Below are 21,419 nucleotides of genomic sequence, written 5' to 3'. Positions count from 1 at the left end.
GAAATGGAAAAGGCCGCGAAAGCGGCCTTTTGGTATTGCAGTATGTTGCTTAAGTTTGCGAGCAGCGCCGTAATTACTGCTGAGTGATGATATCGCCCAGCTTAATTTTGGCTTCTTTACGCAGGTTGCTCATCAACGCTTCGAAAGCGATTTGCGCGTTGTTCTGGGTGATACCCTGAACCATCGCTTTCTTCTGCGCTTCCGGCATGGTGCCCGCTTTGACTTCATCCAGAGCCAGAATCACCACGTTGCCCTGCATATCGTTGGCGATACCAAAGCTCGGTTTGTCTTTCGCAGGCTGGTTCAGGGTAAATGCCGCCTGGCTGATCGGATCCTGACCGGTACGGCTCAGGGTCTTCGCCTCACCAAAGCTCAGGCCAGCCGCTTTCAGCGCCTCATCACCTTTACCGGCTTTCAGCTCAGCGAGCAGCTTTTCAGCATCCAGCTTCGCCTGTTGAACGGCTTTGTTATGCTTCACCAGCGCAGTAATCTGATCTTTCACCTCGTCCAGCGGCTTAACAGCCTCCGGCTTGTGCTCACTCACACGCAGAACAAAGGCGCGGTCGCCGTCCACGGTGATGATGTCGGAGTTGCTGCCCGGGGTGCCGTTTTCGCCCACCAGACCGCCACTGAAGATGGCATCCGCCACTGGCTTGAAGTTCAGCTCTTCCGGCAGGTTGTCACGATCAAACCAACCGGTGGTGACCGCTTTCGCGCCCGCAGCCTGCTCAGCACCCGCCAGGGATTCGTTGTCGTTGCTGGCCGCATCGCTCACTTTCTGCTGCAACGCATAGAAGCCATCCAGCGCTTTCTCCTGCTTCACTTTCGCCGCGATCTCATCATGGACGTCAGCCAGCGGTTTGGTTGTCGCAGGGGTGATATCATCCAGACGTGCCACCAGGAAACCGACAGAAGATTTAATCACGCCAGAAAGTTGACCTTTCTCTTTCAGGCCGGCATTTTTCAGCTCGTCCGGGGTGGTCGCCTCTTCCAGCCAACCCATGTCACCGCCGTTTTTCGCAGAGATGATATCGGTGGATTTCTCTTTTGCGACCGTTGCAAAGTCAGTGCCTTTGTTCAGCTCATCCAGCGCCGCTTTAGCGTCAGCTTCCGTTTTGGTCTGGATTACGCTGTAACGGTTACGCTGTGGCTGAGTGAACTGATCCTGATGCTGATCGTAGTAAGACTGGATCTCCGCATCGGTGGCGTTTTCCTGCATCGCAGCCGCATCCAGCTTGATGTAGCTCACGCGGAACTGTTCCGGGGCGGTGAAGTTGTTTTTGTTCTGCTCGTAGTAGCTTTTCACCTCTTCGTCGCTCGCCTGCTGTTTAGCAGCCAGGGCGTTAACGTCGAAAGTGGCTTCGCGCACGACGCGCTGCTGAGCAACCAGCGTCGCCAGCTCGTCCGCTTCGCCCTTAAGCATGAAGTCGGTGCCCACAACAGCGTTAATAAGCTGCTGAGTGGTGAGCTGATTGCGCAGTGCCTGAGCGTATTGATCCGGCGTCATCCCCATCTGATTAACGATGGCGGTATAACGGGTGTTATCGAATTTGCCGTTATTCTGGAAAGCAGGGGTCGCGAAAATCGCATTCTTCACCTGGTCATCGCTGATGCTCAGACCCAGTTCACGGGCATACTGATCCAGCAGCGCTTCATCGATAAGACGGTTCAGCGTCTGCTGACGCAGGTTCTTCATGTACCCTTCGTTCGCCGCCAGTTCTGAGAACCGATCGCCCAGCTGTTGCTGCATGCGGTTACGTTCACCGGCAAATGCATTCTCAAACTGCCCACGGCTAATTTCCTGGTCGTTCACTTTTGCGGCGTAGTTTGCACTACCGCCAATCAGGTATCCGCTCACGCCGGTCAATATGAACGACACGATAATGATACCGAAAATAATCTTGAGCACGAGACTGTTAGCAGCCGTGCGTAAGCTGTCCATCATGGTGTAACCACACTCCGCTGTAGGTGACTGGTGACCTGACGCTGGCGGAATCCTGACCGCAGCGCGTAAAGGCGTATTGTGACAAGAAACCGGGGCTATTGTCAGCCCACAACTCGCATAAACTCACATAAATCAGGTCTGGACAAACAAAAAAGGCACATCAAATGATGCGCCCTTGTACTTTTCAACTTCCCTGAAGTAAGAAAGCGATCAGTTTACCGCGTCTTTCAGCGCTTTGCCGGCACGGAAGCCCGGAACTTTAGCAGCAGCGATGGTGATCTCTTTACCGGTCTGAGGGTTGCGGCCAGTACGGGCAGCACGCTCTTTAACAGCAAAAGTACCAAAACCTACCAGCGCTACGTCGTCCCCAGCCTGCAGAGATTCGGTAACAGAAGCAATCAAAGCATCTAACGCACGTCCAGCCGCAGCTTTGGAGATGTCAGCACCCGCAGCAATTTTGTCAATCAGTTGAGATTTATTCACTCTTCTCTTCCTCTCTTTATAATTTATATCGCGTCTGAATCCTTCACAACGCGACCGCGCAGCAGTTATATCAGGCCTGCCATGACCTTACAACACCCGTTGTTGATGGCTAGCCCAATCAGCAATCTAAATTAGCTATACAAAAAAAGGCTGGCAAGCCCGAAATAGCTTACCAACCTTTATTTTATTGACGCTCTTTGCGCGAGGTCACTATTTTGCGGTCACAACCTGCATTCCTGAAGGCTCATTCTGCAACGCAAGTGTCAGAACTTCCTCAATACGTTTCACCGGATGAATCTCCAGATCGGCGATAACGTTATCCGGAATCTCTTCCAGGTCGCGCTTATTCTCATACGGGATGAGGACCGTTTTAATGCCACCGCGGTGTGCCGCCAGCAGTTTCTCTTTCAAACCGCCAATCGGCAATACCTGACCACGCAGCGTGATTTCGCCGGTCATTGCCACATCGGCACGAACCGGGTTACCGGTCAGGCAAGAAACCAGCGCGGTACACATAGCGATACCTGCGCTTGGGCCATCTTTCGGCGTTGCCCCTTCCGGCACGTGAACGTGAATATCGCGTTTTTCGTAGAAGTCCGGATTAATACCCAGTTTTTCCGCACGCGCGCGCACCACGGTCAGCGCAGCCTGAATGGACTCCTGCATCACTTCACCCAGCGAGCCGGTGTAGGTCAGCTTACCTTTACCCGGTACGCAGGCGGTTTCAATGGTCAGCAGATCGCCGCCAACTTCCGTCCATGCCAGACCCGTTACCTGTCCGACGCGGTTTTCGCTGTCCGCACGGCCATAGTCGTAGCGCTGAACACCGAGGTATTCGTGCAGGTTGTCGCCAGTGATTTCAATGTGCTTCAGCGATTTATCGAGCAGCAGCTGTTTAACCGCTTTACGACACAGCTTGGAGATTTCACGCTCCAGGCTACGCACGCCCGCTTCACGGGTGTAGTAACGAATGATGCCGATAATCGCGCTGTCATCAACGGTCAGTTCGCTCTCTTTCAGGGCGTTACGTTCAATCTGCTTCGACAGCAGGTGACGACGGGCAATGTTCAGCTTTTCGTCTTCGGTGTAGCCAGAAAGACGGATCACTTCCATACGATCCAGCAGCGGTGCCGGGATGTTCATGGAGTTAGAGGTCGCCACGAACATCACATCGCTCAGGTCGTAGTCCACTTCCAGGTAGTGATCGCTAAACGCCACGTTCTGCTCTGGATCCAGCACTTCAAGCAGGGCAGAAGCCGGATCGCCACGCATATCGGACGACATTTTGTCGATCTCATCCAGCAGGAACAGCGGGTTTTTAACGCCCACTTTCGCCATCTTCTGGATCAGTTTGCCCGGCATTGAGCCGATATAGGTCCGGCGGTGACCGCGGATTTCCGCCTCGTCACGCACGCCGCCCAGCGCCATACGGATGTATTTACGACCGGTGGCTTTGGCAATGGACTGCCCCAGAGAGGTTTTACCCACCCCCGGCGGCCCGACCAGGCAGAGAATTGGCCCCTTGAGCTTATTCACACGGCTCTGAACCGCAAGATACTCAAGGATGCGATCTTTGACACGCTCAAGACCGTAGTGGTCGGTATCCAGGATCTCCTGGGCCTGACGCAGGTCTTTTTTGACCTTGCTGCGGGCGTTCCACGGAACCTGAACCATCCACTCGATATAGCCGCGTACAACGGTCGCTTCAGCCGACATCGGAGACATCATTTTCAGCTTCTGCAGCTCTGCTTCCGCTTTCTCTTTCGCCTCTTTTGGCATCTTCGCCGCGTCGATCTTACGCTTCAGCGCTTCGTTTTCGTCCGGCGCGTCGTCCATCTCGCCGAGCTCTTTCTGAATAGCCTTCATCTGCTCGTTCAGATAGTACTCGCGCTGCGATTTCTCCATCTGCTTTTTCACGCGGTTGCGAATGCGTTTCTCAACCTGCAGCAGATCGATTTCAGACTCCATCATCGCCATCAGGTATTCCAGACGCTCGTTAACGTCGGACATCTCCAGCACGGACTGTTTGTCCGCCAGCTTCAGCGGCATGTGTGCAGCGATGGTGTCTGCCAGACGTGCAGGATCGTCGATGCTGTTGAGCGACGTCAGCACTTCTGGTGGGATTTTTTTGTTCAGCTTGATGTAGCCTTCAAACTGACTGATCGCGGTGCGAACCAGCACCTCCTGCTCACGCTCGTCCAGCTGAGGTGAGTCAAGGTATTCGGCTTTTGCTGCGAAGTGTTCGCCATCATCAGATAGCGTGGTAATACGCGCACGCTGCAGCCCCTCGACCAGCACCTTGACGGTGCCATCAGGCAGCTTCAGCATTTGTAAAATAGAGGCCACGGTCCCGACGGTGAAAAGATCGTTTACACCCGGCTCATCCGTTGATGCTTCTTTCTGCGCAACCAGCATGATTTTTTTATCATGATCCATGGCGGCTTCAAGGCAACGGATAGATTTTTCCCGCCCTACAAATAAGGGTATGACCATGTGCGGATAAACCACCACATCGCGCAACGGCAATACGGGGATTTCAATGCGTTCAGAACGCTCAGGATTCATAGAGCTCTCTCTTAGTTTAGTGTCCGCCTGGTAAGCTGGTCATGAGACTGTGCTTCACATAACCATTAACATGTAATCCAGTATATGGGGATGTTTCCCACACATTCAACGCCATGTTTACGGAAAAATAAAAGGGGGGATTAAATCCCCCCTTTTTGATTAACTACTTGTATGCTCTGGTGAATTATTCGCCAGATGCCTGCTGCGCTTCCGGCGTACCGTAAATCAGCAGCGGCTTGCTTTGACCGGCAATCACGGACTCGTCGATGACCACTTTCTCAACCTCTTCCAGAGAAGGCAGGTCGTACATGGTATCGAGCAGGGCTGCTTCAACAATAGAACGCAGGCCACGGGCACCGGTTTTACGTGCCATTGCTTTCTTGGCAATCGCGTCCAGCGCTTCGTCGCGGAATTCCAGCTCAACGCCTTCCAGATTGAACAACGCCTGGTACTGCTTGGTCAGGGCATTTTTCGGCTCTTTCAGAATTTGAATCAGCGCATCTTCGCTCAGTTCTGTCAGCGTGGCGACAACCGGCAGACGACCAATGAACTCAGGGATCAGACCAAACTTGATCAGATCTTCTGGCTCAACCTGCATCAGCAGCTCGCCCTCTTTCGCTTTTTCAGACTTCGCTTTTACGGTGGCGCCAAAGCCGATACCCGAGCCGGTTTCAACACGGTTAGCGATGACTTTATCCAGACCGGCAAACGCGCCGCCACAGATAAACAGGATCTTGGAGGTATCAACCTGCAGGAACTCCTGCTGAGGATGCTTACGACCGCCCTGCGGTGGAACCGCGGCAACCGTCCCTTCGATCAGTTTCAGCAATGCCTGCTGCACACCTTCACCGGACACGTCACGGGTGATCGATGGATTATCGGATTTACGCGAGATTTTATCGATTTCATCGATATACACGATACCGCGCTGTGCCTTCTGCACATCGTAATCACATTTTTGCAGCAGTTTCTGGATGATGTTTTCCACATCTTCACCCACATAACCGGCTTCGGTCAGGGTGGTGGCATCGGCCATAGTGAACGGAACATCCAGCAGACGTGCCAAGGTTTCTGCCAGCAGGGTTTTACCGGAACCGGTTGGGCCGATCAGCAAAATGTTACTTTTGCCCAGCTCAACGCCGTTGCTGTTATCCCCGTTACGCAGACGTTTGTAGTGGTTGTACACCGCCACTGCCAGCACTTTTTTCGCCTGTTCCTGACCGATGACATAGTCGTCAAGATGATGACGAATCTCATGCGGGGTCGGTAACGCGCTGCGCTCACGGTGTGGTGCGACTTCTTTAATCTCTTCGCGGATGATGTCGTTACATAAGTCGACACATTCGTCGCAGATATACACGGATGGCCCGGCAATCAGTTTGCGCACTTCATGCTGGCTTTTGCCGCAAAAAGAGCAGTAAAGCAGTTTGCCCGATCCATCTTTGCGTTTATCTGTCATGAGTCAAAACCTCTTTTTAAGTTCTTTGTGCCGCACATGACGACGCAAATGCCATTCTCAGACGCAAGCTGCTCGTAAGCAAAGTGCCGCCCTACCATAGTATAGCGGCACACCCGCGTCGTGGGCATCAATTACGATGGGTCAAAATGGAGTCGACTAAGCCGTACTCAACTGCCTCTGGTGCGGACAGGAAGCGATCGCGCTCGGTATCACGCTCGATCTGCTCAAGTGATTGACCCGTGTGGTGAGCCATAAGTTCATTCATGCGCCCTTTAACTTTCAGAATTTCACGGGCGTGAATCTCAATGTCTGTCGCCTGGCCCTGGTATCCGCCCAGCGGCTGGTGGATCATAACGCGCGAGTTAGGCAGGCAGAAACGCTTGCCTTTCGCCCCTGCGGTCAGCAGGAATGCGCCCATCGATGCCGCCTGGCCCATACAAATGGTGCTCACATCAGGCTTGATGAACTGCATGGTATCGTAAATGGACATCCCGGCGGTGATAACGCCACCCGGGGAGTTAATGTACAGGTAAATGTCTTTTTCCGGGTTTTCCGCTTCCAGAAACAGCATTTGCGCCACGATCAGGTTCGCCATGTGGTCTTCCACCTGGCCGGTCATGAAGATAACGCGTTCTTTAAGCAGACGGGAGTAGATATCAAAAGAACGTTCACCGCGAGAGGTCTGTTCAATAACCATTGGCACCAGCGCCATATGGGGTGCAAAGTTATCTCGTTCGCCACTGTATGACATTTCCGTCTCCTGGATAAAAAATGAAAATACCTGCTGTACTGATTGTAACCTTGCGGACGGATTATCAGCCAGTCTCTTTAATACTGCTTCCCCACTAATGGGGATGGCTCAGCCCTATTTCAAGCATAACAATCTTTTGTTGTAACGCTAACACTGAAAAGGCGTTTTATCACGCTTCGTGATTTATAACTGTGATAAAAAAAACCCGCCGCCGAAAGGCAACGGGTTTTTTGCTCAAACTTTAAACAAAGCGGGCAGAATTACGCCTGCTGGTTCATCAGTTCGTTGAAAGAAGTGGCTTTTTCGGACACTTTCGCTTTGGCCAGAACCGCTTCAACAGCCTGCTCTTCCAGGGCGACATTGCGCATGTTTTCCATCAGCTCTTTGTTGCTGCCGTAGAAAGCAACAACTTCTGACGGATCTTCATAGGCAGAAGCCATCTCTTCGATCAGACCTTTAACGCGCTCTTCGTCAGCTTTCAGCTCGTGGGTACGAATCACTTCGCCCAGCAGCAGACCAACGACAACGCGGCGTTTAGCCTGCTCTTCGAACAGCTCGCGTGGCAGTTCCAGCGCTTGCTTCTCGTTGCCACCGAAACGCTGTGCAGCCTGACGGCGCAGAACGTCGATTTCGCTGTCGATCAGCGCAGACGGGATCTCGATCTCGTTAGCTTTAACCAGACCTTCGATAGCCTGAGACTTCACGCGGTTACGCACGGCGCCTTTCAGCTCGCGTTCCATGTTTTTACGTACTTCTGCACGCAGACCTTCAACAGAACCATCTTCAACGCCGAAACGTTTGATGAAATCTTCAGTCAATTCTGGCAGTTCGCGGTCTTCAACTTTCTTCAGGGTAATGGCGAACTTAGCCGCTTTACCTTTCAGGTTTTCAGCGTGGTACTCTTCCGGGAAGGTCACATCGATGGTGAACTCTTCGCCAGCGCTGTGGCCTTTGATACCTTCTTCGAAGCCTGGGATCATACGACCCTGGCCCATCGCCAGTACGAAGTCAGATGCTTTACCGCCTTCGAACTCTTCGCCGTCTACAGAGCCGGTGAAGTCGATGGTGACACGGTCTTCTGCGTCAGCAGCGCCGTCTTTATCTTTCCAGGTCGCCTGCTGCTTACGCAGGGTGTCCAGCATGCCGTCAACGTCAGCTTCAGTCACTTCAACGACAGGTTTTTCAACTTCAATCGTTTCCAGGCCTTTCAGCTCAACTTCTGGATAGACTTCGAACTCTACCGCGTAGGTGAAGTCTTCGCCCAGTTTGTATTCACCCGGAACATAGGTCGGGGAACCGGCTGGGTTGATTTTTTCTTTGATGATCGCGTCAACAAAGTTGCGGCTCATCAGGTCACCCAGCACGTCCTGGCGAACAGAAGCGCCATAACGCTGAGCAACGACATTCATCGGTACTTTGCCCTTACGGAAGCCGTCAATACGGACTTTCTTCGCTACGTTGACCAGCTCGCTTTTTACAGCGTTTTCGATGCTGTCAGCAGCGATTGTAATCGTTACACGGCGGCCAAGGCCTTGAGTGGTTTCAACTGAAACTTGCATCTTGTTACCTCAAAAAAATCACAGTGCTCGGTCAACTCTGAATTTGCCTCGCAATACCGGGATGCTCTCTTGTAGCAGATTCACATTCCCTGTCGCCAGAATCATCCCGAAGACATTCATTAAGACGCGGCATTATAGCGGCATCACTTTATTGAGTCGAGAACGGTTGGCGTATGTTGCTGCGGCTTTTTTCACAAATTAAGGCTATTTTTAGCCTTAAAATCGCGCCACCGGCTCAAAACCCGGACAAAACAAAACGGCCCGCAGGCCGCTTTGACGTAATCTTTATGCAACATACTGGAAAAGCTCCTGCTGTTGCAAACAGGATTTATTAGGCGATCGTTCCGGCTCCCCGGCACGGTGGCGATGCGAAAATCGTATCCTGTAACCCCTTCCACTCTTTGATTGTATAAGTGTGGAGCGCCAGCGCATGGACCGTGGTCGAGAGCTCTTCCGTCAAGGTTCCGTAGATCATACGGTGACGGTTGAGAAAACGCTCGCCAGCGAAACGGTCACTGACCAGCACCACCTTAAAGTGGCTCTCAGAGCCTGCCGGTACGTTATGACGATAGCTTTCGTCGACGACTTCAAGGAACACAGGTTCAAACGCCGCCCTTAACTTATCTTCAATCTGTTCACGTATCATCATGAAATTACTCCTCCGACAACGCTGAGATGTCACCCATCTCTTTAAATGTTAGCCGCTTTTACCGCTTGCATAACAACAAGACAACAAAAATTTAGCTTTCGTCTGATTTTCTCATTCAACCGTATGAAGTCCTATAAGGGAAGCGTCGTTTTGTCGTTCGAATAACGGAAAAGCGTTTCAGGTGGTCAGTTTTCAGACAAGGCGATGAATTTACATGCGTTGACCACTTCCCCTTGCCGTTGGCGATGTTATGATGGCGGCAATTTTTATCTCTATATGCTTACGATTCGTTGAGAGCCTGAACATGTTAAAAAAACTCTTTTTCCCTTTAGTCGCCCTGTTTATGCTGGCTGGCTGCGCGACCCCGCCAACCACCATTGATGTTTCGCCAAAGATCACCCTGCCACAGCAGGATCCAAGCCTGATGGGCGTGACCGTAAGTATTAACGGCGCAGACCAGCGTCGCGACCAGGCGCTGGCGAAAGTTACCCGCGACAACCAGGTTGTCACCCTGACCGCTTCCCGCGATCTGCGTTTCCTGCTGCAGGAAGTGCTTGAGAAGCAGATGACCGCTCGCGGTTATATGGTTGGCCCAAGCGGCGCGGTGGATCTGCAGATCATCGTCAACAACCTGTACGCTGACGTCTCTCAGGGCAACGTGCGCTATAACATCGCCACCAAAGCCGATATCGCCATCATCGCTACCGCGAAGAACGGCAACAAGATGAACAAAAACTACCGTGCAAGCTACTCTGTTGAAGGTGCGTTCCAGGCCTCTAACCAGAACATTGCTAACGCGGTTAATAGCGTGCTGACCGACACCATCGCCGATATGGCGCAGGACACCAGCATTCACGAATTCATCAAGCAGAACGCACGTTAAGTCTGCCTGCTGACCCGGCCTCCGGTCGGGTCAGTTTTACCTCATGTCCAGTCATTACTTACGCATTTTCCAGCAGCCTAAATCAGCTATCTTGCTGATCCTCGGTTTTGCCTCCGGTTTACCCCTTGCCCTGACATCCGGCACGCTCCAGGCGTGGATGACCGTCGAAAATATCGATCTTAAAACCATCGGCTTCTTCTCGCTGGTCGGTCAGGCCTATGTCTTTAAGTTTTTATGGTCACCAATGATGGACCGCTACACGCCGCCTTTCCTCGGCAGGCGTCGTGGCTGGTTGCTGATGACCCAGGCGATGCTGCTGCTGGCGATTGCCGCCATGGGCTTCCTTGAGCCTGCGTCGCAGCTGCGCTGGATGGCTGCGCTGGCGGTGGTGATCGCGTTTTGCTCTGCGTCGCAGGATATCGTTTTTGATGCCTGGAAAACGGACGTGCTTTCAGCCGAAGAGCGCGGCGCCGGTGCCGCCATCAGCGTGCTGGGCTACCGTCTGGGCATGCTGGTCTCAGGCGGGCTGGCCCTGTGGCTGGCGGACAGATACCTCGGCTGGCAGGGGATGTACTGGCTGATGGCCATCCTGCTTATTCCCTGCATGATCGCCACAATTCTTGCTCCGGAACCGAGCGATGTGATCCCGGTCCCCCGCTCCCTTGAGCAGGCTGTGGCTGAACCGTTGCGTGACTTTTTTGGCCGTAACAACGCCTGGCTCATTCTGCTGTTGATTGTGTTGTACAAACTTGGCGATGCGTTTGCGATGAGCCTGACCACCACCTTCCTGATACGCGGAGTGGGCTTCGATGCTGGTGAAGTGGGGGTCGTTAACAAAACGCTGGGGCTGATTGCCACCATTATCGGCGCACTGTATGGCGGCGTATTGATGCAGCGTTTGAGCCTGTTCCGTGCCCTGCTGATCTTCGGCATCCTGCAAGGTATTTCAAATGCGGGTTACTGGCTGCTCTCCATCACCGATAAGCATATGCTCAGCATGGCGACGGCGGTCTTCTTCGAAAACTTGTGTGGTGGGATGGGCACAGCGGCGTTTGTCGCACTGCTGATGACTCTGTGCAATAAATCGTTCTCCGCCACGCAGTTCGCCCTGCTCTCGGCGCTCTCTGCGGTAGGTCGCGTCTACGTTGGCCCTATCGCGGGCTGGTTCGTTGAAACGCACGGCTGGGCGGAGTTCTATCTGTTCTCTGTGTTTGCGGCCATTCCTGGGCTGCTCCTGTTATTAATATGCCGCCGTTCGCTGGAATATACCCAGCAAACCGAACACTTTATGGAAAGGACGCTCTACCCGTCCGCCTATCGCTTCGCCTTAAGAGTCTTGCTGGCAGGCTGTCTGATGCTGGCGCTGTGGCTTGTCGTGGCGATCGTGAATGCCACGACCACCCTCGATCTGCCGTTTACCCTGCTGCTGCTTGATGTGGGTGCGCTGCTGGCGATGGTCGGGATCGTGACCGGTGCGCTTCTCGATTATCTGGCCATGCGTAAAACCCAAACGGCGTAAAATGATAAAAAACGGTTATTTGCCGTTGTAATCACCTTGTGAAATTATAACGGTAAATAAATCTATCCAGTTCAAAATAATATTTGTTGTTTCGTGCGTCTTAGAATTCCGGAAATTATTGGAAGCGGTAATAAACCCTATTTTCCTTTAACCGATTCAGCAACCGAAAGATTAATTTTCCGTTTTTTAATTGTCTTTTTATTGCAAATTATTTGTTAATTATTTGTGTCTTTTTCACAATGGTTATACCAATTACCCCCTTTCCCCTCCCGACAGAACTGGATTCGTTATAAGCCGCGTATGACGGGACTCCTGTCCGGGATTGGCTATACTTTGCAACATGTGTGACTTATCCGGCAGAACCCGGTAACACGTTACTGACACAGTCCTAATGATGTTTACAGTAATGTAACCTTCCCGTAAAATGCCCCCACACTTTAAACGCCACCAAGGTCCCCGTGGAATTGAGGTCGTTAAATGACACTTAGGAAATACAATAAAGGTTTGGGCTGGTTGTCGTTAATTGCAGGCACTGTATTACTCAGTGGCTGTGATTCTGCGCTTCTGGACCCCAAAGGACAGATTGGACTGGAACAACGTTCCCTGATTCTGACGGCTTTCGGCCTGATGATGATCGTCGTTATTCCTGCCATTTTGATGGCTATTGGTTTCGCCTGGAAGTACCGTGCGAGCAACAAAGATGCGAAGTACAGCCCTAACTGGTCACACTCCAATAAAGTGGAAGCTGTGGTCTGGACGGTGCCTATCCTGATCATCCTGTTCCTTGCCGTGCTGACATGGAAAACCACTCACTCGCTCGAACCGAGCAAACCGCTGGTTCACGATGAGAAACCTATCACCATCGAAGTGGTCTCCATGGACTGGAAATGGTTCTTCATCTACCCGGAACAGGGCATTGCTACCGTGAATGAAATCGCCTTCCCGGCGAACACTCCGGTAGAGTTCAAAGTGACCTCTAACTCCGTGATGAACTCCTTCTTTATTCCGCGTCTGGGCAGCCAGATTTACGCGATGGCCGGTATGCAGACTAACCTGCACCTGATTGCCAACGAAGCAGGCACCTATGACGGTATCTCCGCCAGCTACAGTGGTCCGGGCTTCTCTGGTATGAAGTTCAAAGCCATTGCCACACCTGACCGTGCCGCTTTCGACCAGTGGGTCGCTAAAGCGAAACAGTCCCCGAACACCATGTCTGACATGGCTACGTTCGAAAAAGTGGCAACGCCTAGCGAATACAACAAAGTGGAGTACTTCTCTAACGTGAAACCGAATTTGTTCAAAGATGTCATTGGCAAATTTATGGGACATGGCAAGAGCATGGACGTGACCCAGCCTGAAGGCGAGCACAACTCGCACGAAGGTATGGAAGGCATGGACATGAGCCACGCGGAAACCGCTCACTAAGGGGCCGAGGAAGAAAATGTTCGGAAAATTGACACTGGATGCAGTGCCGTACCATGAACCTATTATCATGGTTACGATTGCTGCAATTATCATTGGTGGCGCGGCCTTAGTTGGCCTGATCACTTACTTCGGTAAGTGGAGCTACCTGTGGAATGAGTGGCTGACTTCGGTCGACCACAAAAAACTCGGCATCATGTACTGCCTCGTCGGTATCGTCATGTTAATTCGTGGCTTTGCGGATGCGATCATGATGCGTAGCCAGCAGGCGCTTGCCTCCGCAGGCGAAGCAGGCTTCCTGCCACCGCACCACTACGATCAGATCTTTACCGCCCACGGCGTTATCATGATCTTCTTCGTGGCGATGCCGCTGGTTATCGGTCTGATGAACGTGGTCGTGCCGCTGCAAATCGGTGCGCGTGACGTTGCGTTCCCGTTCCTGAACAACCTGAGCTTCTGGTTCACGGTTGTCGGTGTGATTCTGGTTAACCTCTCTCTGGGCGTCGGTGAGTTCGCGCAGACCGGTTGGCTGGCCTATCCGCCGCTATCGGGAATTGAATACAGTCCTGGCGTAGGTGTTGACTACTGGATTTGGGCGCTGCAGCTCTCCGGTATCGGTACTACCCTGACCGGTATTAACTTCTTCGTGACCATCCTGAAGATGCGTGCCCCAGGCATGACGATGTTCAAGATGCCAGTATTTACCTGGGCATCTCTGTGCGCCAACGTCCTGATTATCGCCTCTTTCCCAATTCTGACCGTCACCATCGCGCTGCTGACCCTGGATCGCTATCTGGGTACCCATTTCTTTACCAACGATATGGGTGGCAACATGATGATGTACATCAACCTGATTTGGGCCTGGGGTCACCCGGAAGTGTACATCCTGGTTCTGCCGGTGTTCGGTGTCTTCTCCGAAATCGCGGCGACCTTCTCGCGTAAACGTCTGTTTGGTTACACCTCGCTGGTGTGGGCAACCGTATGTATTACCGTTCTGTCGTTCATCGTTTGGCTGCACCACTTCTTCACCATGGGTGCGGGCGCGAACGTAAACGCCTTCTTCGGTATTACGACCATGATTATCGCAATCCCTACCGGGGTTAAGATCTTCAACTGGCTGTTCACCATGTACCAGGGCCGTATCCAGTTCCACTCAGCAATGCTGTGGACCATCGGCTTCATCGTGACCTTCTCCGTCGGTGGGATGACCGGTGTACTGCTGGCTGTTCCAGGTGCTGACTTCGTTCTGCACAACAGCCTGTTCCTGATCGCGCACTTCCACAACGTTATTATCGGCGGCGTCGTCTTCGGCTGCTTCGCTGGCGTAACCTACTGGTGGCCAAAAGCGTTCGGCTTCACGCTGAACGAAACCTGGGGTAAACGCGCGTTCTGGTTCTGGATTATCGGTTTCTTCGTGGCATTTATGCCGCTGTACGTGCTGGGCTTCATGGGTATGACCCGTCGTCTGAGCCAGCAGATCGATCCGCAGTTCCACCCAATGCTGCTGATTGCAGCGGGCGGCGCGGCGCTGATTGCCTGCGGTATCGCATGTCAGCTGATTCAGTACTACGTCTCTATCCGTGATCGTAACCTGAACCGCGACCTGACCGGTGACCCATGGGGTGGCCGTACGCTGGAGTGGGCGACCTCATCTCCACCGCCGTTCTATAACTTTGCCGTTGTGCCGCACATTCATGAGCGTGACGCATTCTGGGAAATGAAAGAAAAAGGCGAAGCGTACAAGCAACCTACGCATTACGAAGAGATCCACATGCCGAAAAACAGCGGTGCGGGCATTGTCATCGCCGCCTTCACTACGGTATTTGGTTTCGCAATGATCTGGCACATCTGGTGGTTGGCGATTGTTGGCTTTGCCGGCGTCGTAATTAGCTGGATTGTGAAGAGCTTTGACGAGGACGTGGACTACTACGTACCAGTCCGTGAAGTCGAAAAACTGGAAAACCAGCATTTCGATGAGATTTCTAAAGCGGGGCTGAAAAATGGCAACTGATACTTTGACGCACTCAACTGCCCACGCGCATGACCACGCGCACCACGATACAGGGCCGACGAAAGTTTTCGGCTTCTGGATCTACCTGATGAGCGACTGCATTCTGTTCTGCTGTCTGTTCGCGACCTATGCCGTTCTGGTGAACGGCACAGCGGGCGGCCCGACCGGTAAGGACATTTTTGAGCTGCCGTTCGTTCTGGTTGAAACTGCCCTGCTGCTGTTCAGCTCCATCACCTACGGTATGGCGGCTATCGCCATGTACAAAAACAACAAGAGCCAGGTTGTCTCCTGGCTGGCGTTGACCTGGTTGTTTGGTGCTGGCTTCATCGGGATGGAAATCTATGAATTCCATCACCTGATCATGGAAGGCTTCGGCCCGGATCGCAGTGGCTTCCTGTCAGCGTTCTTCGCGCTGGTCGGTACCCACGGTCTGCACGTGACTTCCGGTCTGATCTGGATGGCTGTTCTGATGTTCCAGATTTCCCGTCGCGGCCTGACCAGCACTAACCGCACCCGTATTATGTGCCTGAGCCTGTTCTGGCACTTCCTGGATGTGGTTTGGATCTGTGTGTTCTCTGTAGTCTATCTGATGGGGGCGATGTAATGAGTCATTCTAACGATCATGGCGCTTCCCATGGCAGCGTAAAGACCTACATGACAGGGTTTATCCTGTCGATCATCCTGACGGTCATTCCGTTCTGGATGGTGATGAGCGGTACTGCTTCTCACGCGGCAATTCTGGGCACCATCCTGGTTACCGCGGTAGTGCAGATTCTGGTGCATCTGGTTTGCTTCCTGCACATGAACACCAAGTCTGATGAAGGCTGGAATATGACAGCATTCATCTTTACCGTGATTATCATCGCAATCCTGGTAGTCGGATCCATCTGGATTATGTGGAACCTCAACTACAACATGATGGTTCACTAAGAGCGGCGAGTATGTTTAAGCAATACCTGCAAGTAACAAAACCAGGCATCATCTTTGGCAACCTGATCTCGGTGATCGGAGGGTTCCTGCTGGCTTCTAAAGGCAGCATCGATTACGCCCTCTTTATCTCCACGCTGATTGGGGTGTCACTGGTGGTTGCGTCCGGTTGTGTATTTAACAACTACATCGACATGGATATCGACAGGAAGATGGAAAGGACGAAAAATCGGGTGCTGGTAAAAGGCCTGATGTCTCCTGCCGTCTCGCTGGTGTACGCCACCTTGCTGGGTATTGCTGGCTTTATGCTGCTGTGGTTCGGTGCCAACCCTCTGGCCTGCTGGCTGGGGGTGATGGGTTTCGTGGTTTATGTGGGCGTCTACAGCCTGTATATGAAGCGTCACTCCGTCTACGGTACGTTGATTGGTTCTCTCTCCGGCGCTGCGCCGCCGGTGATTGGCTACTGCGCAGTCACCAACGAGTTCGACAGCGGTGCGCTCATCCTGCTGGCTATCTTTAGCCTGTGGCAGATGCCGCACTCCTACGCCATTGCGATTTTCCGCTTTAAGGATTATCAGGCAGCGAACATCCCGGTTTTGCCGGTGGTGAAAGGCATCTCCGTCGCCAAGAACCATATCACGCTCTATATCATCGCTTTTGCGGTGGCTACGCTGATGCTCTCCCTGGGCGGTTACGCCGGATATAAATATCTGGTTGTTGCTGCAGCGGTGAGCGTCTGGTGGCTCGGCATGGCGCTGCGCGGTTATAAAGTGGAAGATGATAAAGTCTGGGCGCGTAAGCTGTTCGGCTTCTCAATCATCGCCATTACCGCACTGAGCGTCATGATGTCTGTAGATTTTATGGTGCCGGATTCACATAACCTGCTGACTTACGTCTGGTAAGTTTTAATAACCTTACGTCTGCCCGCCAGACGTAAGCACAAAATAGCCCGCCACCTTAACGGTCGCGGGCTATTTTTATATTAAAGACAAATAATTCACGACATATAAATATAAACAAAATATCGATCAAGCCAAAAAGAGAACATATAAACCGCTGCAAATAATATTAACTACCCAACGATATGGACCAATGGTAATCTTCGCCGTGGGTAATTAGCCCACCCATTAATTTCATTCCATAAGGAAATACAAAATGAAAGAATTATCAGTTCAAGAAATTCAGTTCGTATCCGGGTAATGACTCCAACTTACTGATAGTGTTTTATGTTCAGATAATGCCCGATGACCTTGTCATGCAGCTCCACCGATTTTGAGAACGACAGTGACTTCCGTCCCAGCCTTGCCATTACGCACCACGCCTTCAGTAGCGGAGCAGGAAGGACATCTGATGGAAATGGAAGCCACGCAAGCACCTTAAAATCACCATCATACACTAAATCAGTAAGTTGGCAGCATTACCCTCTAGCTGGAACAGCTTCCTGGATGGCGCCAACGCGTAATTCGCTATGAATATAGAGTCAGGGGCTTTGCCCCTGACTCTAGACTTTTGAATTTATTAAATCTCCTTTTATTTTTTTATAATTATTAGTGCTTTTTTTGTCGTGAACTACCGTTCCTCTCTCTATTAACGTGATAGAAAAAAATTAATCACCCTGCCCCCGGTTTAATCGCACGAATCATTAACTCCAGAAATAATTGTTTATCATCGCTCTGTTTACCCCGTCCCGCTCTCAGACTACACTGGACGCGCTTTTTAGACAGAGGTGGTAATGAACGACTACAAAATGACGCCGGGCGAGCTACGCGCTACCTGGGGTTTGGGGACGGTTTTTTCACTGCGCATGCTCGGCATGTTTATGGTTCTGCCAGTCCTGACGACATACGGCATGGCGTTACAGGGCGCAAGCGAGGCGTTGATTGGCCTTGCCATCGGCATTTACGGCCTTGCGCAGGCAATATTTCAGATCCCCTTTGGCCTGCTCTCCGATCGCGTCGGCCGCAAACCGTTAATCGTCGGCGGGCTGCTGGTGTTTGTCGCCGGTAGCGTGATTGCCGCCCTCTCCCACTCTATCTGGGGCATTATTCTCGGTCGCGCGTTGCAGGGCTCCGGTGCCATCGCCGCCGCCGTGATGGCGCTCCTGTCCGATCTGACCCGTGAACAGAACCGCACCAAAGCGATGGCCTTTATTGGCGTGAGCTTCGGCGTGACCTTTGCCATCGCCATGGTGCTGGGCCCGATCATCACTCATGCTCTTGGGCTACATGCCTTGTTCTGGATGATTGCCGTCCTGGCAACGCTGGGTATCGCCCTGACGATATGGATAGTGCCGGACAGCAAAAACCATGTGCTGAACCGCGAATCGGGAATGGTTAAGGGCTGCTTCAGCAAAGTGCTGGTTGAGCCGCGCCTGCTGAAGCTGAACTTCGGCATTATGTGCCTGCACATTTTGCTAATGTCCACCTTCGTCGCCCTCCCCGGCCAGCTTGCCGCAGCGGGTTTCCCCGCAGCCGAGCACTGGAAAATCTACCTGGTGACCATGCTCATCTCGTTTGTCTCCGTGGTGCCGTTTATTATTTATGCCGAAGTGAAGCGCCGGATGAAGCGCGTCTTTATCACCTGCGTCGCCCTGTTGTTGATTGCGGAAATTGTGTTGTGGGGCTCAGGCCCGCACTTCTGGGAGCTGGTTGCAGGTGTGCAGCTGTTCTTCCTTGCGTTCAACCTGATGGAAGCCCTGCTGCCGTCCCTGATCAGTAAAGAATCCCCGGCAGGCTATAAAGGTACGGCAATGGGGATCTACTCCACCAGCCAGTTTATCGGTGTGGCAATTGGCGGCTCTCTGGGGGGCTGGGTCGATGGCATGTTCGATTCGCAAACCGTTTTCCTGGCGGGCGCGCTGCTGGCAACGCTCTGGCTGCTGGTCGCCAGCACCATGAAAGAACCGAAGTATGTCAGCAGCCTGCGGGTGGAAATTCCGTCTGATGTGAATATCAGCGATGTTTTAAAACAGCGACTTGAAGCCAAAGAGGGTGTCAGTGAGGTATTACTGGTGCCTGAGGAGCGCAGTTTGTATGTCAAAATCGACAGTAAAGTGACAAACCGCTTCGAAGTTGAACAGGCACTGAGAGCCTGAAAAAATGCCCGGCTAAGCCGGGCATTTTCTTAATCGCGGAAGTTCTTGAACTGGAACGGCTGGCCGAGATCGCCGCCGCGTACCAGCGCCATCACGCTCTGCAGATCGTCGCGGGATTTCCCGGTTACACGAATCTCTTCGCCCTGAATCTGCGCCTGCACCTTCAGCTTGCTGTCTTTGATGAGCTTAACGATCTTCTTCTGAACCGCGCTCTCAATGCCCTGCTTCAGTTTGGCTTCAACAAACCAGGTTTTACCGCTGTGGACAAAATCTTCCGGTACATCCAGAGACGTCCCCTCAATGCCGCGCTTCAGCAGCTTGGCACGCAGGATATCCAGCAGCTGATTCACCTGGAAATCAGACTCACTCAGCACTTTAATCGTCTTATTTGCGTCATTCAGCTCAAATGAAGCCTCAACGCCACGAAAATCGAAGCGAGACTCAACCTCGCGGCTGGCGTTGTCCACGCCGTTACGTACTTCCTGGATATCAACTTCGGAAACAATATCGAAAGATGGCATCTTTTCTTCTCCCTTCACTTTTGTTGCGTTGCATAATACCCGCTACGAGGCATAACTCAACAGAAGCTTAGTTGTCGACGCTATACTAAATGCTGTAACACCTGGCGCAGTTGCAGGTGAGGAGGAACGATGAAAATTACCGTGCTCGGATGCGGGGCATTGGGACAACTTTGGCTCACCGCACTTTGCAAACATGGGCATGAAGTACAGGGCTGGCTGCGCGTGCCACAGCCCTATTGCAGTGTAAACGTGATTGAAGAAGATGGGAGTATCTTTAACGAATCTCTTATCGCTAACGATCCTGATTTTCTGGCGCAAAGCGATCTGCTGCTGGTCACCCTGAAAGCCTGGCAGGTTTCCGATGCGGTCCGGGCGCTGGCAACCACCCTCCCCCGCACCTCTCCGATCATGTTATTACACAATGGCATGGGCACCATTGAAGAGCTCAGACACATTCACCAGCCGCTGCTGATGGCAATCACCACCCATGCTGCTCGCCGGGATGGCAATGTGATTGTTCATGTCGCCAGCGGCATGACGCATATCGGCCCTGCCCGAGACCAGGCGGGCGACTACAGTTATCTGGCGGATCGCTTTCAGCAGGTGCTGCCGGATGTCGCCTGGCACGATAACATTCGCCCACAGATGTGGCGCAAGCTGGCGGTAAACTGCGTGATCAATCCGCTGACTGCCCTGCTGAATTGCCCGAACGGTGAGCTTAAACATCACCCTGAGGAGGTGGCAACCCTGTGCGCTGAGGTGGCTGCCGTGGTGGAGCGGGAAGGCATTCACACCTCGGAAGAGGACATTCGCTATTACGTCGAAGAGGTCATTGAGAGTACGGCGCAGAATATCTCCTCGATGCTGCAGGATATCCGCGCTCTTCGCCATACTGAAATTGACTATATTACCGGTTACCTGCTAAAACGCGCCCGGGCGCACGGTATCAGCGTGCCAGAAAATGTCCGGCTGTATGAACAGGTTAAACGTAAGGAGAGTGAGTATGAGCGCGTCGGCACTGGTATGCCTCGCCCCTGGTAGCGAAGAGACCGAAGCGGTCACCACCATCGATCTGCTGGTTCGCGCCGGGATTAGCGTCACAACGGCAAGCGTCGCCAGCGATGGCAACCTGGTTATTACCTGCTCTCGTGGGGTGAAGATTGTGGCAGATGCACCGCTGGTGGAAGTCGCCGACGGTGATTACGACGTTATTGTCCTGCCGGGTGGCCTGAAGGGCGCCGAGTGTTTCCGCGACAGCCCGCTGCTGGTCGAGACGGTCAGGCAGTTTCACCATTCCGGGCGGATCGTCGCGGCCATTTGCGCGGCGGCGGCTACGGTGCTGGTTCCGCACAATATCTTCCCGATTGGCAACATGACCGGTTTCCCGACGCTGAAAGATCGCATTCCCGAAGAGCAATGGGTGGACAAACGTATGGTCTGGGATCCGCGCGTCAACCTGCTCACCAGCCAGGGGCCAGGTACGGCGATTGATTTTGCGCTGAAGATTATTGAGCTGCTGGTCGGGCGCGAAAAAGCCTATGAAGTGGCCTCATCGCTGGTGATGGCGGCGGGAATTTATAATTATTACGAAGCGTAGAAATTGCCCGGCGGCGCTACGCTTGCCGGGCCTA

General features: G+C 52.7%; 18 protein-coding genes and 1 pseudogene. 10 read left to right on the top strand and 9 right to left on the bottom strand.

Translation table 11 applies throughout. The features are described 5' to 3' along the window. Positions 1 to 73: 73 nt before the first annotated feature. The 7 genes from ppiD to bolA all read right to left on the bottom strand — a co-directional run bounded on the left by ppiD (position 74) and on the right by bolA (position 9,411). Positions 74 to 1,945 carry a peptidylprolyl isomerase gene (gene ppiD, locus FHC51_RS10370; RefSeq protein ID WP_220435454.1) on the bottom strand — a complete coding sequence of 624 codons (1,872 nt, stop codon included), beginning with the start codon at positions 1,943 to 1,945 and terminating at the stop codon, positions 74 to 76. Positions 1,946 to 2,155: 210 nt separating this feature from the next. Next, positions 2,156 to 2,428, bottom strand: coding sequence for a nucleoid-associated protein HU-beta (gene hupB, locus FHC51_RS10365; RefSeq protein WP_002444653.1), 273 nt, complete (start codon positions 2,426 to 2,428; stop codon positions 2,156 to 2,158). 210 nt (positions 2,429 to 2,638) lie between these two features. Further along, positions 2,639 to 4,993 carry an endopeptidase La gene (lon, locus tag FHC51_RS10360; RefSeq protein ID WP_103824044.1) on the bottom strand — a complete coding sequence of 785 codons (2,355 nt, stop codon included), beginning with the start codon at positions 4,991 to 4,993 and terminating at the stop codon, positions 2,639 to 2,641. Positions 4,994 to 5,177: 184 nt separating this feature from the next. After that, on the bottom strand, positions 5,178 to 6,452 hold the full coding sequence (clpX, locus tag FHC51_RS10355) for an ATP-dependent protease ATP-binding subunit ClpX (protein WP_103178482.1): 1,275 nt from the start codon (positions 6,450 to 6,452) through the stop codon (positions 5,178 to 5,180). A 127-nt stretch (positions 6,453 to 6,579) separates the two neighbouring features. Then, positions 6,580 to 7,203, bottom strand: a complete 624-nt coding sequence (clpP, locus tag FHC51_RS10350; protein ID WP_032616835.1) for an ATP-dependent Clp endopeptidase proteolytic subunit ClpP — start codon at positions 7,201 to 7,203, stop codon at positions 6,580 to 6,582. 260 nt (positions 7,204 to 7,463) lie between these two features. Continuing rightward, positions 7,464 to 8,762, bottom strand: a complete 1,299-nt coding sequence (gene tig, locus FHC51_RS10345; protein ID WP_103824043.1) for a trigger factor — start codon at positions 8,760 to 8,762, stop codon at positions 7,464 to 7,466. 331 nt (positions 8,763 to 9,093) lie between these two features. Then, positions 9,094 to 9,411 carry a transcriptional regulator BolA gene (gene bolA / locus FHC51_RS10340; protein WP_039032378.1) on the bottom strand — a complete coding sequence of 106 codons (318 nt, stop codon included), beginning with the start codon at positions 9,409 to 9,411 and terminating at the stop codon, positions 9,094 to 9,096. A gap of 304 nt (positions 9,412 to 9,715) precedes the next feature. On the opposite strand from bolA, the gene FHC51_RS10335 reads away from it, so the two are divergent. The 7 genes from FHC51_RS10335 to cyoE all read left to right on the top strand — a co-directional run bounded on the left by FHC51_RS10335 (position 9,716) and on the right by cyoE (position 17,075). After that, a complete protein-coding gene (locus FHC51_RS10335) occupies positions 9,716 to 10,294 on the top strand; it encodes a lipoprotein (RefSeq protein WP_103178480.1) in 579 nt (192 codons plus the stop codon). A 43-nt stretch (positions 10,295 to 10,337) separates the two neighbouring features. Further along, positions 10,338 to 11,813 (top strand): muropeptide MFS transporter AmpG, encoded by a 1,476-nt coding sequence (gene ampG, locus FHC51_RS10330; protein WP_220435453.1) that lies wholly within the window; start codon positions 10,338 to 10,340, stop codon positions 11,811 to 11,813. A gap of 477 nt (positions 11,814 to 12,290) precedes the next feature. Further along, positions 12,291 to 13,238 (top strand): cytochrome o ubiquinol oxidase subunit II, encoded by a 948-nt coding sequence (gene cyoA / locus FHC51_RS10325; protein WP_103824041.1) that lies wholly within the window; start codon positions 12,291 to 12,293, stop codon positions 13,236 to 13,238. A 16-nt stretch (positions 13,239 to 13,254) separates the two neighbouring features. After that, positions 13,255 to 15,246, top strand: coding sequence for a cytochrome o ubiquinol oxidase subunit I (gene cyoB / locus FHC51_RS10320; RefSeq protein ID WP_103824040.1), 1,992 nt, complete (start codon positions 13,255 to 13,257; stop codon positions 15,244 to 15,246). After that, positions 15,236 to 15,850, top strand: coding sequence for a cytochrome o ubiquinol oxidase subunit III (locus tag FHC51_RS10315; protein ID WP_103178476.1), 615 nt, complete (start codon positions 15,236 to 15,238; stop codon positions 15,848 to 15,850). Before cyoB ends, FHC51_RS10315 begins: the two co-directional genes overlap by 11 nt. Continuing rightward, a complete protein-coding gene (locus tag FHC51_RS10310) occupies positions 15,850 to 16,176 on the top strand; it encodes a cytochrome o ubiquinol oxidase subunit IV (RefSeq protein WP_103178475.1) in 327 nt (108 codons plus the stop codon). Before FHC51_RS10315 ends, FHC51_RS10310 begins: the two co-directional genes overlap by 1 nt. Positions 16,177 to 16,187: 11 nt before the next feature. After that, positions 16,188 to 17,075, top strand: coding sequence for a heme o synthase (gene cyoE, locus FHC51_RS10305; RefSeq protein WP_114315760.1), 888 nt, complete (start codon positions 16,188 to 16,190; stop codon positions 17,073 to 17,075). Between the two features lie 308 nt (positions 17,076 to 17,383). Here cyoE and FHC51_RS10300 read toward each other — a convergent pair. Next, positions 17,384 to 17,482 (bottom strand): annotated as a pseudogene (locus FHC51_RS10300) (IS1 family transposase); the annotation flags it as partial. A gap of 423 nt (positions 17,483 to 17,905) precedes the next feature. Here FHC51_RS10300 and FHC51_RS10295 point away from each other — a divergent pair. After that, positions 17,906 to 19,267 carry an MFS transporter gene (locus FHC51_RS10295; RefSeq protein ID WP_220435452.1) on the top strand — a complete coding sequence of 454 codons (1,362 nt, stop codon included), beginning with the start codon at positions 17,906 to 17,908 and terminating at the stop codon, positions 19,265 to 19,267. Positions 19,268 to 19,296: 29 nt separating this feature from the next. Here FHC51_RS10295 and FHC51_RS10290 read toward each other — a convergent pair whose 3' ends face one another. Then, positions 19,297 to 19,788, bottom strand: a complete 492-nt coding sequence (locus FHC51_RS10290; RefSeq protein WP_103178471.1) for a YajQ family cyclic di-GMP-binding protein — start codon at positions 19,786 to 19,788, stop codon at positions 19,297 to 19,299. 129 nt (positions 19,789 to 19,917) lie between these two features. Here FHC51_RS10290 and panE point away from each other — a divergent pair, with 129 nt between their 5' ends. Next, positions 19,918 to 20,829: a 2-dehydropantoate 2-reductase gene (gene panE, locus FHC51_RS10285; protein WP_156237925.1), complete on the top strand. Its 912-nt coding sequence runs from the start codon at positions 19,918 to 19,920 to the stop codon at positions 20,827 to 20,829. Continuing rightward, entirely contained in the window at positions 20,792 to 21,385 is a 594-nt protein-coding gene (gene yajL, locus FHC51_RS10280) for a protein deglycase YajL (RefSeq protein WP_103824035.1), read from the top strand. The genes panE and yajL overlap by 38 nt, the downstream gene beginning before the upstream one ends. Positions 21,386 to 21,419 lie beyond the last annotated feature (34 nt).

The sequence above is a fragment of the Leclercia sp. EC_58 genome (genome assembly GCF_019584355.1).
In the GTDB taxonomy this organism is placed as follows: Bacteria; Pseudomonadota; Gammaproteobacteria; order Enterobacterales; family Enterobacteriaceae; genus Enterobacter.
The sequence above is the reverse complement of the archived record's forward strand: the minus strand, read 5'-3'. Positions and strand labels throughout refer to the sequence as shown.

Bases quoted from the DNA above. Each gene is read 5' to 3' on its own strand.
- ppiD (WP_220435454.1), bottom strand. From the start codon at position 1,945: ATGATGGACAGCTTACGCACGGCTGCTAACAGTCTCGTGCTCAAGATT.
- lon (WP_103824044.1), bottom strand. From the start codon at position 4,993: ATGAATCCTGAGCGTTCTGAACGCATTGAAATCCCCGTATTGCCGTTG.
- clpX (WP_103178482.1), bottom strand. From the start codon at position 6,452: ATGACAGATAAACGCAAAGATGGATCGGGCAAACTGCTTTACTGCTCT.
- clpP (WP_032616835.1), bottom strand. From the start codon at position 7,203: ATGTCATACAGTGGCGAACGAGATAACTTTGCACCCCATATGGCGCTG.
- tig (WP_103824043.1), bottom strand. From the start codon at position 8,762: ATGCAAGTTTCAGTTGAAACCACTCAAGGCCTTGGCCGCCGTGTAACG.
- bolA (WP_039032378.1), bottom strand. From the start codon at position 9,411: ATGATGATACGTGAACAGATTGAAGATAAGTTAAGGGCGGCGTTTGAA.
- FHC51_RS10335 (WP_103178480.1), top strand. From the start codon at position 9,716: ATGTTAAAAAAACTCTTTTTCCCTTTAGTCGCCCTGTTTATGCTGGCT.
- ampG (WP_220435453.1), top strand. From the start codon at position 10,338: ATGTCCAGTCATTACTTACGCATTTTCCAGCAGCCTAAATCAGCTATC.
- cyoA (WP_103824041.1), top strand. From the start codon at position 12,291: ATGACACTTAGGAAATACAATAAAGGTTTGGGCTGGTTGTCGTTAATT.
- cyoB (WP_103824040.1), top strand. From the start codon at position 13,255: ATGTTCGGAAAATTGACACTGGATGCAGTGCCGTACCATGAACCTATT.
- FHC51_RS10315 (WP_103178476.1), top strand. From the start codon at position 15,236: ATGGCAACTGATACTTTGACGCACTCAACTGCCCACGCGCATGACCAC.
- FHC51_RS10310 (WP_103178475.1), top strand. From the start codon at position 15,850: ATGAGTCATTCTAACGATCATGGCGCTTCCCATGGCAGCGTAAAGACC.
- cyoE (WP_114315760.1), top strand. From the start codon at position 16,188: ATGTTTAAGCAATACCTGCAAGTAACAAAACCAGGCATCATCTTTGGC.
- FHC51_RS10295 (WP_220435452.1), top strand. From the start codon at position 17,906: ATGAACGACTACAAAATGACGCCGGGCGAGCTACGCGCTACCTGGGGT.
- FHC51_RS10290 (WP_103178471.1), bottom strand. From the start codon at position 19,788: ATGCCATCTTTCGATATTGTTTCCGAAGTTGATATCCAGGAAGTACGT.
- panE (WP_156237925.1), top strand. From the start codon at position 19,918: ATGAAAATTACCGTGCTCGGATGCGGGGCATTGGGACAACTTTGGCTC.
- yajL (WP_103824035.1), top strand. From the start codon at position 20,792: ATGAGCGCGTCGGCACTGGTATGCCTCGCCCCTGGTAGCGAAGAGACC.